The 14,970-nt window shown below is 72.7% G+C and carries 11 protein-coding genes and 1 pseudogene; 4 read left to right on the forward strand and 8 right to left on the reverse strand.

Annotated elements, in window-relative coordinates:
* Positions 1 to 2 precede the first annotated feature (2 nt).
* The 5 genes and pseudogenes from AB0I18_RS35480 to AB0I18_RS35500 form a co-directional block, all read right to left on the reverse strand.
* Positions 3 to 836 (reverse strand): annotated as a pseudogene (locus AB0I18_RS35480) (DUF1206 domain-containing protein); the annotation flags it as partial.
* Positions 837 to 899: 63 nt separating this feature from the next.
* On the reverse strand, positions 900 to 1,430 hold the full coding sequence (locus AB0I18_RS35485) for a hypothetical protein (RefSeq protein WP_363109792.1): 531 nt from the start codon (positions 1,428 to 1,430) through the stop codon (positions 900 to 902).
* Positions 1,414 to 1,905, reverse strand: coding sequence for an RNA polymerase sigma factor (locus tag AB0I18_RS35490; protein ID WP_363109793.1), 492 nt, complete (start codon positions 1,903 to 1,905; stop codon positions 1,414 to 1,416). The genes AB0I18_RS35485 and AB0I18_RS35490 overlap by 17 nt, the downstream gene beginning before the upstream one ends.
* Positions 1,906 to 2,008: 103 nt before the next feature.
* A complete protein-coding gene (locus AB0I18_RS35495; protein ID WP_363109794.1) occupies positions 2,009 to 2,635 on the reverse strand; it encodes a class F sortase in 627 nt (208 codons plus the stop codon).
* On the reverse strand, positions 2,632 to 3,009 hold the full coding sequence (locus AB0I18_RS35500) for a sortase-dependent protein (protein WP_363109795.1): 378 nt from the start codon (positions 3,007 to 3,009) through the stop codon (positions 2,632 to 2,634). Before AB0I18_RS35500 ends, AB0I18_RS35495 begins: the two co-directional genes overlap by 4 nt.
* A gap of 251 nt (positions 3,010 to 3,260) precedes the next feature.
* Between AB0I18_RS35500 and AB0I18_RS35505 the strand changes: the two genes are divergently transcribed.
* The 4 genes from AB0I18_RS35505 (at position 3,261) to AB0I18_RS35520 (ending at position 9,797) form a co-directional block, all read left to right on the forward strand.
* The gene (locus AB0I18_RS35505; protein ID WP_363109796.1) at positions 3,261 to 4,937 is read left to right on the forward strand and encodes an FAD-dependent oxidoreductase; all 1,677 of its coding nucleotides are present in this window, start codon (positions 3,261 to 3,263) and stop codon (positions 4,935 to 4,937) included.
* Entirely contained in the window at positions 4,934 to 6,385 is a 1,452-nt protein-coding gene (locus tag AB0I18_RS35510) for an ATP-binding protein (protein WP_363109797.1), read from the forward strand. Before AB0I18_RS35505 ends, AB0I18_RS35510 begins: the two co-directional genes overlap by 4 nt.
* Positions 6,382 to 6,732 carry a UBP-type zinc finger domain-containing protein gene (locus tag AB0I18_RS35515; RefSeq protein WP_363109798.1) on the forward strand — a complete coding sequence of 117 codons (351 nt, stop codon included), beginning with the start codon at positions 6,382 to 6,384 and terminating at the stop codon, positions 6,730 to 6,732. The genes AB0I18_RS35510 and AB0I18_RS35515 overlap by 4 nt, the downstream gene beginning before the upstream one ends.
* A 68-nt stretch (positions 6,733 to 6,800) precedes the next feature.
* Positions 6,801 to 9,797, forward strand: a complete 2,997-nt coding sequence (locus tag AB0I18_RS35520) for an AAA family ATPase (protein WP_363109799.1) — start codon at positions 6,801 to 6,803, stop codon at positions 9,795 to 9,797.
* Positions 9,798 to 9,831: 34 nt separating this feature from the next.
* On the opposite strand, the gene AB0I18_RS35525 is transcribed toward AB0I18_RS35520, so the two are convergent.
* The 3 genes from AB0I18_RS35525 to AB0I18_RS35535 form a co-directional block, all read right to left on the reverse strand.
* A complete protein-coding gene (locus AB0I18_RS35525; protein ID WP_363109800.1) occupies positions 9,832 to 10,608 on the reverse strand; it encodes an alpha/beta fold hydrolase in 777 nt (258 codons plus the stop codon).
* 67 nt (positions 10,609 to 10,675) lie between these two features.
* Positions 10,676 to 11,812: an alpha/beta fold hydrolase gene (locus AB0I18_RS35530; protein WP_363109801.1), complete on the reverse strand. Its 1,137-nt coding sequence runs from the start codon at positions 11,810 to 11,812 to the stop codon at positions 10,676 to 10,678.
* Complete coding sequence (locus tag AB0I18_RS35535) at positions 11,809 to 14,883, reverse strand: thioester reductase domain-containing protein (RefSeq protein WP_363109802.1); 3,075 nt, start codon at positions 14,881 to 14,883, stop codon at positions 11,809 to 11,811. Before AB0I18_RS35535 ends, AB0I18_RS35530 begins: the two co-directional genes overlap by 4 nt.
* Positions 14,884 to 14,970: the final 87 nt, after the last annotated feature.

Below are 14,970 nucleotides of genomic sequence, written 5' to 3' on the forward strand. Positions count from 1 at the left end.
CAGACCTGGCGCCACTTGGCCATGGCGAACGAGAACAGCCCGAACAGGACCAGTCCGACCGCGACGCCCGCCAGCAGCCAGGGTCCCATCGGCGTCTCCGTGAACGAACGCAGCGTGTCGTCCATGCCCTTGGCCTTGTCGGGCTCGTAGTCGACGGCCGCCCGCAGTGCGAAGACACCGGCGGCCGCGAACACCAGACCGCGGGCCGCCCCGCCCACGACACCCGCCATGTCGACCAACTGGCGTGTCCTGCGGGACATCCGACCGCGCCTCAGGTGCTTGTGGTAGCTGCGGAGCACGGCCCGGACGGCCATCCAGGCGCCCGCGCACACGACCACGCCACCGGCCAGACCCATGATCCACTGCCCCGCGGGCATCTCCAGGACCTTGGCCGTCACGTCCCGCGACCGTCCGTCGCTCGATCCGCCGCCACTCTTCCGGGCGCCCGCGGCGAAGGAGAGCGCGGAGTAGGCGACGAACCCGTAGAAGACGGCGCGCGCGGCCGACGACAGCCTCTTCTTCCAGGTACGGCCGTCCGGACCGGCCGCGCCGAAGAGCGCTTCGGACAGCCGCCAGAGCGCCATGCCGACCAGTCCGACGCCCAGGGCCCAGAGCAGGACGGCCCCGAAGGGCTGCTCGGCGACCTCGGCGAGCGCGCCGCCCTGATCCGCCTGCCGCTTGCCGTCCCCGAGGGCGAACTGCAGCGCCAGCATGCCGACCAGCAGGTAGATGACCCCGCGCGCGATGAATCCCGCCCTGGCGGCTCCCTCGGTCAGCGAGCCCGCCGCCCGGCGGGTCCTGGCCCGCCTGCCTCGCGTCAAGGTGCTTGCGTCCATCGTGGCCTCCCCCGACCAGGTGCCCCGACTCGGGCGCCCGACACTTCGAGCGGGGCGAGGGCCCTACGGTCCGGTGCTGCTTTCGGGTGTGGCAGGAGGCCCGCTCGGAACCGCTGACGGCTCGACGGACTCCGGGGTCGGTTCCGTCTCCGACGACGGCTCGCCGAGGGTGGGGTCGGTCGGAGCGTGGGAGCCGGCGCCCTCGGTCCCATCGCTGGGGCGCGGACTGAGGGGCTCAGGTGGCGCCGTCGGGGTGGGCCCGACCGAAGGACTGCTCGTGTCCAGCGGGGGGCTCGCGTCCGGAGGGGAGCTCGGGGGCGGCGTGCTGTTCACGGGCGGCGGGGCGAGCGGGACCGTCGGGGAGACAGGTGTGTCGGGTGTCGCCAGGTGGAGCGGCAGCGCGATGGCGGCGGCGACGGCGCACGCCAGGCCGACCCCGGCCGCGGCACGGAGCAGCCGCCGGCGGGCCGCACCGCGGCGGATCTCCTCGTATCGGCCGGCGGGCGGGCCGAGGTAGTCCGAGGTGGGCCGCAGGATGACGGCGAGGGGGTCGTCGGGTTCGAAGTCCGGACCGTCGTCAGAGTGTGTGATCAAGACTTCTCCTCAGGTGCGCGCGGAGCAGTTCTCGGGCCGCGTGGAGGTCGGCCTTGATGGTTCCTTCCTTGCGCCCGGTCAGCAGGGACACCTCCCGGATCGGCATGTCAGCGTAGTAGTGCAGCAGGATCGGGACGCGCAGTCGTTCCGGCAGTGACTGCACGATCAGGCGTACCGACGGGTCGGCCTGTTCGATCTGCGGGCGGACGGCGACTTCGGCGGTGGCGCGGTGCATCGCTCTGCGTTCGCGCTCCAGCTTGCGCCAGTGGTCCCGGACGAGGTTGGCCGCCGTGACGTAGAGGAAGCCTCGCGGCTCCGCCACGGACGTCCAGCGGGCCCAGAGCCGGGTGAACGCCTCCGAGGCGATCTCGTGGGCCGTCTCGTCGTCGTCGACCAGCCGGCGGCACCAGCCGGCGAGGCGCGGGTAGAGGGCGGCGAACAGCTCGGACGCTGCCTTCTCGCGGGACCGTTTCAACGCTCTCCATGGTCGTGAGGGCACTCGGTTGCCCTTGTGGGGAAAGATCCCGGGCCGTGGGCATTCGGTTCCATCGGCCCGGGATCCGGGGGTGGGTGGCGCGTCAGGGGCTCGCGGAGCTCAGCGTGGCGAAGACGATCACGCTGTCGCGGTATCCGTCACCGGTACGGGGGCCGCCGCACGTGATGAGCCGCAGTTCGGGACGGCCCACGTCCCCGTAGACCGCGTCCGTCGGGAAGTCCGCCTGGGCGACCGTCCGTACGGAGCTGACGGCGAACACCGCCGCCGTGCCGTTCTCCAGGCGCGCCACGATCCGCTCGCCCCGCCGCATCCGCGCGAGGTGCCGGAAGACTCCGTCCCCGTAGGCGCCGACCGAGACATGGCCGAGGATCACCGACGGGCCGGTCTGGCCCGGTGTCGGCGAGTGCCGGTACCACCCGGCCTGGTCGTCCGCCGTGATCGGGGGAACCTCCACGCTGCCGTCCGGGGCCAGCCCCAGCCGCATGACCGGGGTGTCGACCTCGATCGACGGGATCTGCAAGCTGACCGGGACCGAACGTCCGAGGGCCCGCACCGCCTTCGCGGAGGGACGCGGAGACGGCGGGGTGCTCCCGGAGGACGCGTCGGTGTCCTGATCGGCCGCCCGGTCGGGCTGGTGGCCACCACCGCAGCCCACGAGCAGCGAGGCCATCGCCGCGGTGGCGAAGGCGCGCCTGGAGAGCAGGGTCATGCCCCGGTCGCCCGCTGACGACGTACGAGATAGACCGCGGCGCCGCCACCGACGAGCACCACGCCGGCGCCCCCGGCGATCAGCCCGCCCGCCGGTCCGGAGTCCGTGGACGTCGGCCCCTCACCGGTGTCGGGCGCTCCGCTCGGCACGACGGACACCTCGTCACCGGGGGACGGCGCCAGCGTCGGTTCGTCGCTCGGAGCCTCGGACGGGGACGGGGCGGTGCTCGGGGCCTCCGTGGGGACCGGGGTCGGTCCGTCGGAGGCCGGCGCGGAGGGAACCGGCGTCGGCGTCCCGTCGGCGAACGCGGGCACCGCGCTCGCCAGCAGGGCAGTGCCCGCCAGGGCCAGGCTGCTGAGGACAGTTCGGCGCATGAATCGCTCTCTTTCGTCGGTCGGCCCGCCCGACGGCTCGGCGGGCTGAGGTACGGATCGAGCAGAGAGACGAGGCGGCGGCGGAACGGGTTGTAAAGAGATGGCAAAGCCGTCAGGACCGGATCCTCCGGCGCCGGCGGCGGCTCCTCGTTCGGGAGCGGAGCAGGGCGATCGAACATACGATGGCGTGCACTGGGACGGCGAAACGGTGAGGCCGCGCCGGACGATCGAACGCACGGGGTGGGACACGAATGGCACAGGGCGCCGACGCAGCACGGACCGTCATCCTGACCGTGGACGACGATCCCGGGGTGTCGCGTGCCGTGGCCCGCGACCTGCGGCGCCGCTACGGAGAGACGTACCGGATCGTGCGCGCGGAGTCCGCGGAGAGCGCTCTCGACGCGCTGCGCGAGCTGAAACTGCGCGGCGATCTCGTGGCGGTGATCCTGGCGGACTACCGGATGCCCCAGATGAACGGGATCGAGTTCCTGGAGCAGGCCCTGGACGTGTACCCGAGCGCGCGGCGCGTACTGCTGACCGCGTACGCGGACACGAACGCGGCCATCGACGCGATCAACGTGGTCGACCTCGACCACTACCTCCTCAAGCCCTGGGACCCGCCCGAGGAGAAGCTCTACCCCGTCCTGGACGACCTCCTGGACGCCTGGCGGACCACCGACCACCGGGCGGTGCCGATCACCAAGGTCGTCGGGCACCGCTGGTCGGCGCGGTCGTCGGACGTACGGGAGTTCCTGGCCCGCAACCAGGTGCCGTACCGCTGGTACTCGTCGGACGAGCCCGAGGGCCGGCGCCTGCTGGCCTGCGCGGGGCAGGACGAGCAGCGGCTGCCGCTCGTGGTCACCCCGGACGGGACGGTGCTGGTCGAGCCGGAGGACGCGGATCTGGCCGCCCAGGTCGGTCTGGCGACCACACCGACGGCGGACTTCTACGACCTCGTCGTCATCGGCGGCGGACCCGCGGGTCTCGGCGCGGCCGTGTACGGCGCCTCGGAGGGCTTGCGGACCGTGCTCGTGGAGCGCTCCGCCACGGGCGGGCAGGCGGGCCAGAGCTCGCGGATCGAGAACTACCTCGGCTTCCCGGACGGTGTCTCCGGGGCGCAGCTCACCGACCGGGCCCGGCGTCAGGCCACCAAGTTCGGCGCCGAGATCCTGACCGCGCGCGAGGTGACCGGTCTCGAGGTCAACGGCGCGGCGCGGACCGTGCGGTTCTCGGACGGCTCCGCGATCGCCGCGCACAGCGTGATCCTGGCGACCGGTGTGTCGTACCGGAAGCTGGCGGCGCCCGGCGCGGACGACCTGACCGGACGCGGGGTGTTCTACGGGTCGGCACTGACCGAGGCGCCCGGGTGCCAGGGGCACGACGTGTACATCGTCGGCGGCGCCAACTCCGCCGGGCAGGCCGCGATGTATCTGGCCAAGGGCGCCAAATCGGTCACCCTCCTGATACGCGGCTCCTCCCTGTCGGCGTCGATGTCGCACTACCTGATCGAGCAGATCACGGACGCGCCCAACATCTCCGTGCGCGCGGGCACGGTCGTCGAGGCGGCACACGGCTCCGACCACCTGGAGCAGCTCACCCTGCGCGACCTGGCAAGCGGGCACACCGAACTCGTCGACGCCCAGTGGGTGTTCGTGTTCATCGGCGCGGCCCCGCTCACCGACTGGCTGGACGGCACGGTGCTGCGGGACGAGCGCGGGTTCATCATGGCCGGGCCCGACCTGACCGCCGACGGGCGTCCGCCGGCGGACTGGGAGCTGGACCGGCCGCCGTACCACCTGGAGACCAACGTGCCCGGTGTGTTCGTGGCGGGCGACGCCCGCCACGAGTCCGCCAAGCGCGTCGCCTCCGCCGTCGGAGAGGGAGCCATGGCCGTGATGCTCGTACACCGGTATCTGGAGCAGTCGTGAGCGGGCAGCCGATGCCGTGCGAGGCGGCGGAACTCAGCACACTCTTCCTGTTCGAGAAGCTGGACGGTGAGCAGCTCGCGCGGCTGTGCCGCGAGGGCCGCGTCGAGAGGTTCGAGCCCGGCTACGTGTACCAGGAGGGCGAGCCGGCCACCTGCTTCTTCGTACTCCTGGAGGGCACGCTCGTGATGTCGCGCCGGGTCGGCAGCGACGACGTGGAGACCACCCGCAGCTCCCAGCGCGGGGTGTACGCGGGGGCCATGCAGGCCTATCTGACCGCGCCGGCGGAGCAGGCGCACTACAAGGGCTCGCTGCGGGTCACCGAGCCCTCGCGGTTCTTCATCCTGCCCGCCGAGACGTTCGCCGCGGTCCTGCATGACTGGTTCCCGATGGCCGTGCACCTCCTGGAAGGGATGTTCTTCGGCAGCCAGAACGCCCAGCGGACCATCGGGCAGCGCGAGCGGCTGCTGGCGCTCGGCTCACTGTCAGCCGGGCTGACGCACGAGCTCAACAACCCGGCCGCGGCGGCGGTACGGGCCACGTCCGCGCTACGGGAGCGGGTGGCCGGGATGCGGCACAAGCTCGGGGCGATCGCCGCGGGCCCGTACGCCCGTGACACCCTGGAGACGCTCGTCGAGCTCCAGGAACGCACCGCCGACCAGGTGGCCAAGGCCACGCCGCTGAGCCCGCTGGAGGCCTCCGACCGGGAGGACGCGCTCGGCGACTGGCTCGACGACCACGGCATCGCCGGCGGCTGGGAGATCGCACCCACCTTCGTCCAGGGCGGACTGGACACCGACTGGCTGGACCGGGTCGCTGCCGCCGTCGACGCGCAGACCCTCGAAGGGGCCGTGCGGTGGCTGAACTACACGGTCGAGACCGAGCTCCTGATGAACGAGATCGAGGACTCCACGACCCGTGTCTCGAACCTGGTGAACGCGGCCAAGCAGTACTCCCAGCTCGACCGCGCGCCTTACCAGGTCGTCGATGTGCACGAACTGCTCGACAGCACACTGATGATGCTCGCCGGGAAGATCGGCTCCGGCGTCACGGTCGTCAAGGACTACGACCGTGCGCTGCCGAAGATCCCCGCCTATCCGGGCGAGTTGAACCAGGTGTGGACGAACCTCATCGACAACGCCGCCTCCGCGATGGACGGCGAGGGCGTACTGACCGTGCGCACCGCGCTCGACCGGGAGCAGCTGCTCGTCGAGTTCCGCGACACGGGGCCCGGGGTGCCCGAGGACATCCGTGGCCGGATCTTCGATCCGTTCTTCACCACGAAGCCCGTGGGTGAGGGCACCGGACTCGGCCTGGACATCTCCTGGCGCATCGTCGTCAACAAGCACCACGGGCATCTGGAAGTGCACTCCGTGCCCGGTGACACCCGTTTCCAGGTCTTCCTCCCGCTCACCGCGGCGGATACCGACACCCCCCAGGAGGCGTCATGACCACCACGGCCGGAATCGACCCCAGCGTGCCGCCGAGCGGCGCGGGATGCGTCGAATGCGATGCCGCCGGTGGCTGGTGGTTCCATCTGCGCCGGTGTGCCCAGTGCGGGCACGTCGGCTGCTGCGACGACTCCCCCGCCAAGCACGCCACCGCCCATCACCGGACCACCGGCCATCCCTTCATCCGCAGTTTCGAGCCGGGCGAGGCGTGGTTCTGGAACTTCGAGACCTCCGAGCTGTACGAGTCCGGGCCCGAGCTGGCTCCGCCGCTCAGCCACCCGGCCGACCAGCCCGTACCCGGGCCCGCGGGGCGCGTGCCGGCGAACTGGGCCGAGACGCTGCGCTGAGGCGGCAGGAGGGCCCGGCCGAAGGCGGTATCCGTGGCCGTGTCGGTGGCGCGTGCCAGGATGGATGCGTGCCGACCACCGCATTCACCACGCCGTTCATCGGCCGCGAGGACGAACTCGCCCGCCTGACCCGGATCCTGGACCGGTCCCGGGCCGGTGAGGCGCGCGCCGTGCTGGTCGCGGGGGACGCCGGAGTCGGCAAGACCCGGGTGCTGGCCGAGGCCGCCGGACATGCCACGGAGGCCGGCATGACCGTCGTCACCGGCCACTGCGTGGATCTCGGGGACGTCGGTCTGCCCTACCTGCCGTTCACCGAGATCCTCGGAGTGCTCGCCGGTGACGAGCGGTTCGCCGCCGCGCTGGCCTCGCATCCCGTGGTCGACCGGCTGCTCGGCGACGGCGGCGACAGCGGTGGCGCGGGAGACGCCGGCGGCCGGCTGCAGTTGTTCGAGGGCATGGCCGGTCTGCTGGCCGACCTCACCGCGACCGCTCCGCTGCTGCTCGTTCTGGAGGACCTGCACTGGGCGGACCAGTCCTCCCGCGACCTGCTGCGCTTCCTCCTCAGCCGTGGAATCCTGCAACGTTCCGCAGGCGGCGCGCCCACTCAGCGCCTGGCGGTCTTCGCGTCCTACCGCGCCGACGACCTGCACCGCCGGCACCCGCTGCGCCCCCTGCTCGCCGAGCTGGTGCGGCTGCCCGCCGTCGAGCGCCTCGATCTGCGGCCGATGCCCGACGGAGAGGTGGCGAGCCTCGTCCGCGCCCTGCGGGCCGGTCCGCTGCCCGACGCCACCGTCCGCCGTATCGTCGAGCGCGCCGAGGGCAACGCGTTCTACGCGGAGGAGCTGCTGGCCGCCATCGCCGAGACCGCGTCCGGTGCGGCGTCGGCGGTGCCCAGCGGGCTGGCCGACCTGCTCCTCATCCGCTTCGAGCAACTGCCCGCCACCGCCCAGCAGGTGCTGCGCACGGCCGCCGTCGCCGGCCGCCGCGTCGAGCACGAGCTGCTGCGTGACGCCGTCGAACTGCCGGAGGAGGAGCTGGAGTCGGCCCTGCGCGAGGCCGTCGGACGGCAGCTCCTCGTCCCCGGCGAGGACGACACCTACTCCTTCCGGCACGCCCTGATCCGCGAGGCCGTCTACGCCGATCTGCTGCCCGGTGAACGGGTGCGGCTGCACAGGGCGTTCGCCGGAGTGCTGGCCGGGCGGGGCCGGCACGCCGAGAGCGCGGCGGAGCGCGCCCACCACTCGCGGGAGAGCCATGATCTGGCCGACGCGCTGACGGCGTCGCTGGAGGCCGCCGACCACGCCGCGCGGGTCCGCGCGCCCGCCGAGGAGCTGCGCCACCTGGAGGCCGTACTCGATCTGTGGTCGGCGGTGCCCGCTGCCGCCCGGCCCGACGGCTTCGACACGGTCACGCTGACGCTGCGCGCCTCGGCGGCCGCGGCCCACGCCGGTGAAACCCACCGGGCGGTCTCGCTCACCCGGTCCGCGCTCGACCGGGTCGGCTCGGACGAGGATGCCGAACTCGCCGCGCGCGTCCGCTACACGCTCGCGGGCAACCTGATGCGGATCGACAGCCTGACGGCCGCGTTCGCGTACAGCAGCGAGGCGCTCGCGATGATGCCCGCCGACCCGCCGTCCCGTACCTGGGTGTGGGCCGCGGCCACCCACGTCATGGCGGCGAACTACGTGGGCGAGTTCGAGACCGCCCGCCAAGTGGCCCGCCAGGCACTGCGAGCGGCCGAGGAACTCGAAGTGCTCGACGCGCAGGCCGATCTGCTGATCTCCCTCGTCGGGCTCGAAGGGGACAGCCGGCGTACCCCTCGGGGGCGGGCCCGGCTCCAGGAGGCGCGCGCACTGGCCCGGCGCGCCGGCAACGCCACCATCGAGATGCGCGCGCTCTTCAACCTCTCCATCGGCTCCTACGAGTCCGGTGCCCTGGACGAGTGCCTGACCTGGCTTTCCGACGGCCTGGAGCGCGCGGGCCACGCCGGGCTCCTCTCCTCGCCGTACCCGTTGGAAATGCGCTATCTGCGCTCTCTGGTGCTCTACACCCTGGGTCACTGGGACGAGTGCGTCCGGGCGGCCGAGGCCGACGCCGAGCAGCTGCCCACGACCGGCGGGTACGCGATCGGGCCCGCGATCTCCGTGGCCCTGGCGCGCGGTGATCTGAGCGCCGCCGAGCAGGCCCGGGCCCTGCTGGACGGTCCGTACGACTGGATGGCCACGCTCGTCGCGAGCGTCCTCCTGACCGACGCGGCGGTACTGCGACGCGACCCCGAGGCGGCCGTCGAAGAGTGCCGTACGGCGCTCGCGGCTCTCGTCCTCGACAACGGGACCACACCCGACGTTGCCGTACGGCTCGCCGCGGTCACCCTGGGCGCCGTCGCGGACGCGGCCGTCGAGTCCCGTCGGACCGGCGACGAAGAAGGCGTACGCCGTTGGACGGAGACCGGGACCGAGCTGGTGGAGCTGGCCCGGCTCACGGCCACCAAGGGCGAGGACGGTTCGCAGCAGGGGCCCGAAGGGCTGGCGTGGCTGGCGCGTGCCGAGGCGGAGTGGGCACGGGCCGGTGCCGGGCCGGATGCGGTACCGGATGTCGAGGCCTGGGAGAAGGCCTTCGCCGCGTTCGGATACGGAGACGTCTACGAGCAGGCCCGCTGCCAACTGCGGCTTGCGGAGGCTCTGTTGGCGGCGGACCGGCGCACGGAGGCCGCCGAGCACGCGCGCGCCGCGCGCGACACGGCCGTCCGGCTCGGCGCCGTACCGCTGCGCGAGGGCGTGGAGCGCCTGATCCGCCGGGGCCGCCTCGCGGAGACCTCCCCGGCGGCCTCGCCCGCGGGGAACGGCATCCCGGTGCTCACCGCCCGTGAGAACGACGTGCTGCGGCTCCTGGCCCTGGGCCGCACCAACCGCCAGATCGGCGAGGAGCTGTTCATCAGCGGCAAGACGGCGAGCGTGCACGTGTCCAACATCCTCGCCAAGCTCGGCGCCGCCGGCCGTACGGAGGCCGTGGCGATCGCGTACCGGGAAGGGTTGATCGAGCCGGAGCGGTCCGCGTCCGGGTGAGGAGGCGGGCAAGGGCGGGCTCCCGCCTCCCGCTTCAGGGGCGGTCGGTCACGAACCAGTCGAGCGCCTCGGTCAGCTTCGCCGGCTTCTCCACCGGCAGTTCGTGGCCGGCGTCCACGATCCGGATCACCGCGTCCGGGTAGGCCGTCGCCATCCGCAGCATCTGCGCGACGGGCAGCTGGATGTCGTGGTACCCGTGCACCAGCAGGGTGGGCGTGCGGATCTCGCCGACCCGGTCGAGGACGTCGAAGGCCCGCATGGCGGAGTAGAGCGTCATGACCACCTCGCGCGGCGTCGCCGAGGAGGCGCGGATGTACTCGCGGATCTCCTCGCGCGGATAGCCGGGGGCGAAGGCCCGCTGGATGTTGGCGGCGACGAACAACTTGAACGGCACCAGCGTGGAGGCCGCCATCAGCAGGCCGCGCCCCCGGCTGAAGGCCATCCGGCTGATCGAGTTCACCAGCACCAGGCGCTCGATCCGCTCAGGATGGGTGAGGGCGAGAGTCTGCGCGATCATCCCGCCCATGGAGTGGCCGACGGGGACGAACCGGTCGACCTCCAGGTGGTCGAGGAGGGCGAGGACGTCCCCGGCCAACTCGTCGATCGTCTTCGCCGACCCGTCGCTCTCGCCGTGCCCGCGCAGGTCGAACCGGATCACCCGCCGCTTCGGGGCGAAGTGCGCCATCTGGTGGTCCCAGCGGTGCCGGTTGGCCGTCCAGCCGTGGATGAACACCAGGGGCACGGCGTCACCGTCGCGGGGGCCCTCGTCGTCGTACGTCAGTGTCGCGCCGTCGACAGCGAGCTGCGGCATGGGTCCTGGCCTCCTGGAGTGTGGTCGGGGTGGGACTGGAACGTGCCGCCGACTGCCGTGGAAGGCGTCACCGCCGCCTGCCGAGGAAGTCGAGGATGTGCCCGAACACGTCGAGGGCGGCGCCCCGGCCGAGGAAAGTGTCGAGGTGACCGTAGCCGGGAATCTCGGTGTACGCCACGTCCAGTTGCGGCTGCCTACGCGCGAGTACGTCGTGGCAGAGCTTCTGCGAGTCGAGCCACAGCCCGTTCTCGCTGCCCGCCAGCAGCAGCACGGGGGTGTCGATGCGGCCGGCGGCGTCCAGCGCGTTGGGCGGCAGCGCCCGGTAGCGGTGGTCGCCGTCGTGCCAGCGCACCACGCTGCGGGCCAGCTCGATCCGGCGCAGATGCGGCAGGATCCACAGCGGCGCGGGGCCGAGCAGTTCCGCGAGCCGGTTGTGGGTGGCCTCGGACAGGTGCTCGTGCACGAACAGCGAGGCGCCGGTGCCCCAGGCCGAGTTGTGCAGGATCTGGCAGGTCGGATCCGGGCAGCTCGCCTTCCGGCCGGCCAGTGCGAACAGCGGCGTGTACTTCGACCACAGGCCCACCTTGCGGAAGTCGACGGGTATGTGGTCGATGCGGGACTTCAACAGCTCCCCGGCCAGCGTCATCCGCAGCGAGGTGCGGCCCGCGAGCTTCGGCGTCAGGAACACGCCCTGCGACACCACGCCCGCGAGTCCCGGCACAAGACCCGCCGCCATGCTCAGCGACAGGGTGAGCGAGCCGATGCAGTGCGCGACCACGAACAGCGGCCGGTCGCCGATGCGTTGGCGGATGTGGGAGACGGCCTCGGGGATGTCGTACAGGGCGACGTCGTCGTACGTGTACCTCTGGCCGGTCTCGTTGTACGGCAGCCGGCAGCTGCCCCGCCAGTCGAGCAGCCACGGCTCGTAGCCGTCGTCGAGCAGGACGTCGACCAGGTTGCGGGTCTCGGGCAGCAGGAACATGTCGGCGGACGCGGTGTGCCCGTGCAGGAGCAGCACGGCGGGCCGGTCCGCCTCGCCGCTTTCGATTCGGGTCAGGCCGAGCCGTACGCCGTCCGCGGCCCGGAAGGGGATCTCCTCGACGGCCGCCGGGTCGAGGCGGTGGTGGAGGGGGCGCAGGGCCGCAGTGGTCCTGACCTTGCGGAGTGCGGGCCTGGTGGTGGAGTTCGTCGTCCTGAACATCATCGGTTGCGCTCCGTGGAGGTCGGGGTGCGGCGCAGGTCGAGCAGGTCGGCGGCGGCCCGGGTGAAGGGGCCGAGCAGGCCGCGGCCCATCTCCAGGCCGAACCAGGCGAGCCAGGTCAGCTTGGCGGCCCGCTTCTCCCGGCTGCTCAGGCGTGGGTCGACCTCGATGCCGTCGATCTGGTCGCGTACGTAGCTGTCGGCGGGCACGACGACCTCGCCCGCCAGGCGGGCCGGTTCGCCCTCGCGGCCGATCTCGACGGTCAGCGCGCGGGTCTGCCGCCACACGTCGCGGCGGGCCCGGGCGTACTTGCGCCCCTCCAGCCACCAGCGGCCGCCGTCGGTGTCACGCAACGACAGTCGGTAGGTGAGGAGTTGGTGCCGCATACCGTGCTGCTCGGGGATGCCCTCCTCCGGGCGGATCCAGACGTCGCCGCGCTCGACGACCAGCGGCTCGGGGTGCACCGCCGCGCACACCAGCTCACCGCCGACGTCCACCCGGCGCTCGTTCACCAGCTGGTACATGCTCGCGATGGAGAGAGTGAGCGCCATCGAGCAGGGAGTGTCCGCAGGGGCACCGACCGGGCCCACGCTGCCCTCGGTCGTCTCCGGGAACCACAGATACGGCTGGTCGTCCTTGTGCGGCAGCCGGGCGAGACCGTCGCGGGCGAGTCGTTCGAACGTCTTCAACTGCGCCTGGGCGTCGTAGCGTTCCGCGGGCTTGAGCCCGAGCGCCTCGACGAGTGCGGCGGTGCGCTCCATGGTGGCCGCCGGGCCCTGGAGTGTCGCCTCGCACAGTTTGAGGGCGGTGGGGCTCTGCAACACCCGGGTGAGGAAGGCCAGTTCGGGCACCGGGTCGGCCTCCAGGCGGGCCAGGGCGTCGGTGCGCCATTCGTCCCAGTCCTGTACGCGCACGTGCATGCCGCCGAGTGCCATGTCCCGTACGACGTCGTCGAGGGTGTTGGGCACGCCGGTCAGGTTGTAGTCGTAGCCCCAGGCGTCGGGTTCGCAGATGACGCCGACCGCGACCCGGCTCACCCAGTCCACCGGGGACGCGTTCAGGTAGCGGAAGGCGGGCACGGTACGGAAGCGGCCGAAGGCCGATATGAGGCCGCTGCTGAGATCCTGGGGGTTGTAGGCGCCGGTCCTGGTGTGGCCGCCGATGCCGCCCGGGCGCATGGCCGTGACCACCAGACCGTGGTCGCGGGCCCGCCGCAGCGCGACTTCGGCGGCCCACTTCGTCTGGTCGTAGCCGGCGATGAGGCGGTCGGCGTGGGCGAGGGGATCATCCTCGCCCATGGCGGTGATGCCGACCTCGTTGAAGACCGCGATCGAGGAGATGTGGTGCAGCGGCTTGGGGCGGCCGGTCGATGCCAGTTCGGCCAGGGTCAGCGCACCGAGGACGTTGCTCTGCCGCAGCGACTGGTAGCCGCGCAGGAAGTCCACGGCCGCCGCCACGCCGACGACACTGTCCAGCTCGTGGGTGAGCGTGTTCCACAGCTCCTCCGACAGGCCCAGGCGCGGGCGCCGCATGTCACCGGGAAGCACGGTCACCCGGCGGCGTATCTCCGACGACCAGGGCAGCTCGTAGCCCTTGAGCGCCTCGCCGAGCCGTGCGACGGCCGCCTCCTCGTCGACCGCGCGGACCAGGCAGTAGACGTGCGCGTCGCTGTGCCGCAGCAGGTCGAGGAGCAGGTGGCTGCCGAGGAAGCCGGTGGCACCGGTCAGCAGGATCCGGCGCGGCGGCAGCGGCTCGGGCGGGCCGGTCCAGGGCAGGCGGTCGGCGAGGGAGAGGTCGGCCAGGATCTGGTCGAGGTCCTCGGGACGGGCGGTGACGTGATTCCCGGGCCGTGGTGTGGTCGCCACCGTGGGTGGCGTGCGGGGGGACGGGACGGGGAGGGCGCCCGGGGCCGGGGCCGGGCGGGTGCCCGCGGCGGAGAGCGGGAGGGCGCCCGGTGCGGGAGAGGTGCCCGTGTTGGTGGCCGCCGGGGCCGGGGTCTGTGACGCGCCTGCCGCGGTCGCCACCGGAGGCAGGGCCGGTGACGTACCCGCCACCGTCGCCGCCGAGGACGATGACGTGCCTGCCGGGGGCGCCGCCGGGAGCAAGGCCGGCGTACCTGCCGCCGCCGAGGCCGAAGCCGGTCCGGTCGGCATGGTTCCCGTCGTGACCGGGGCCGGAGCCGAGGCCGGGCTCGGGGTCAGGGGCGGGGCCGGGCTCGGGGTCGAAGTCGAGGCCGGGGTCAGGGCCGGGGTCGGAGTCGAGGCCGCGGTCGGAGTCGGGGTCGAGGCCGCGGTCGGAGTCGGGGTCGGAGTCGAGGCCGCGGTCGGGGCCGCGGTCGGAGTCGAGGCCGCGGTCGGAGTCGAGGCCGCGGTCGGAGTCGAGGTCGGAGTCGAGGCCGCGGTCGGAGTCGAGGCCGCGGTCGGAGTCGAGGCCGCGGTCGGAGTCGAGGCCGCGGTCGGAGTCGGGGCCGGGGCCGGGGTCGGGGTCGGAGTCGAGGCCGCGGTCGGAGTCGGGGTCGGGGTCGGGGTCGGGGTCGGGGTCGGGGTCGGGGTCACCAACGGCGCCTGGGGCGCTGGCGCGGTCGCGAGGGCGGTGGTCGACAGCCAGCGCCGGGCGAGGCTGTGCGGCCTGGCGTCGGCGAACACGTCGTCCAGGGCGATCTCCAGGCCCAGTTCGCGTTCCAGCTCCGCGACGAGTTCCACGGCGCCCACGGAGCTGCCCCCGGCATCGAAGAAATCGGCGTCGGCCGACAGGTGGCCCTCGGGCAGATACCGGCCCGCCGCCTCGGCGATGGCGGCGGCCAGGCCGTCCACATCCGGGGCCACGGATGCCGGGGCACTGCCGGGACCCTGATCTGCATCGATGCTGGTCGGGGTGGCGCCGGCATCCGGATCCGCCGCACCGATGCCGGTCGGATCCGTACCTGTGTCGATCGGCGTGGATGCGGCGACCGCTCTGACCTTGGCCAGCAAGTCGTCCACGCTGAGCCCGCCACCGCCATGGCCCCGCTCGATCGACTCGGCGGTCGCCCGCTGTCCGGCGTACGCCGACGGGTCCTCGTTCATGTCACGCATCAGAGCCCTTCACGATGTGCACTGTCTCTCGCTCCCTGCCACTGCACTGCACTGCTTCCAAGGCCGAACCCGACCGCCGACCGCCGG

The sequence above is a fragment of the Streptomyces sp. NPDC050704 genome (assembly GCF_040654355.1).
Classification (GTDB): domain Bacteria; phylum Actinomycetota; class Actinomycetes; order Streptomycetales; family Streptomycetaceae; genus Streptomyces.

Bases quoted from the DNA above. Each gene is read 5' to 3' on its own strand.
- AB0I18_RS35515 (WP_363109798.1), top strand. From the start codon at position 6,382: ATGACCACCACGGCCGGAATCGACCCCAGCGTGCCGCCGAGCGGCGCG.
- AB0I18_RS35525 (WP_363109800.1), bottom strand. From the start codon at position 10,608: ATGCCGCAGCTCGCTGTCGACGGCGCGACACTGACGTACGACGACGAG.
- AB0I18_RS35495 (WP_363109794.1), bottom strand. From the start codon at position 2,635: ATGACCCTGCTCTCCAGGCGCGCCTTCGCCACCGCGGCGATGGCCTCG.
- AB0I18_RS35505 (WP_363109796.1), top strand. From the start codon at position 3,261: ATGGCACAGGGCGCCGACGCAGCACGGACCGTCATCCTGACCGTGGAC.
- AB0I18_RS35500 (WP_363109795.1), bottom strand. From the start codon at position 3,009: ATGCGCCGAACTGTCCTCAGCAGCCTGGCCCTGGCGGGCACTGCCCTG.
- AB0I18_RS35535 (WP_363109802.1), bottom strand. From the start codon at position 14,883: ATGCGTGACATGAACGAGGACCCGTCGGCGTACGCCGGACAGCGGGCG.
- AB0I18_RS35530 (WP_363109801.1), bottom strand. From the start codon at position 11,812: ATGATGTTCAGGACGACGAACTCCACCACCAGGCCCGCACTCCGCAAG.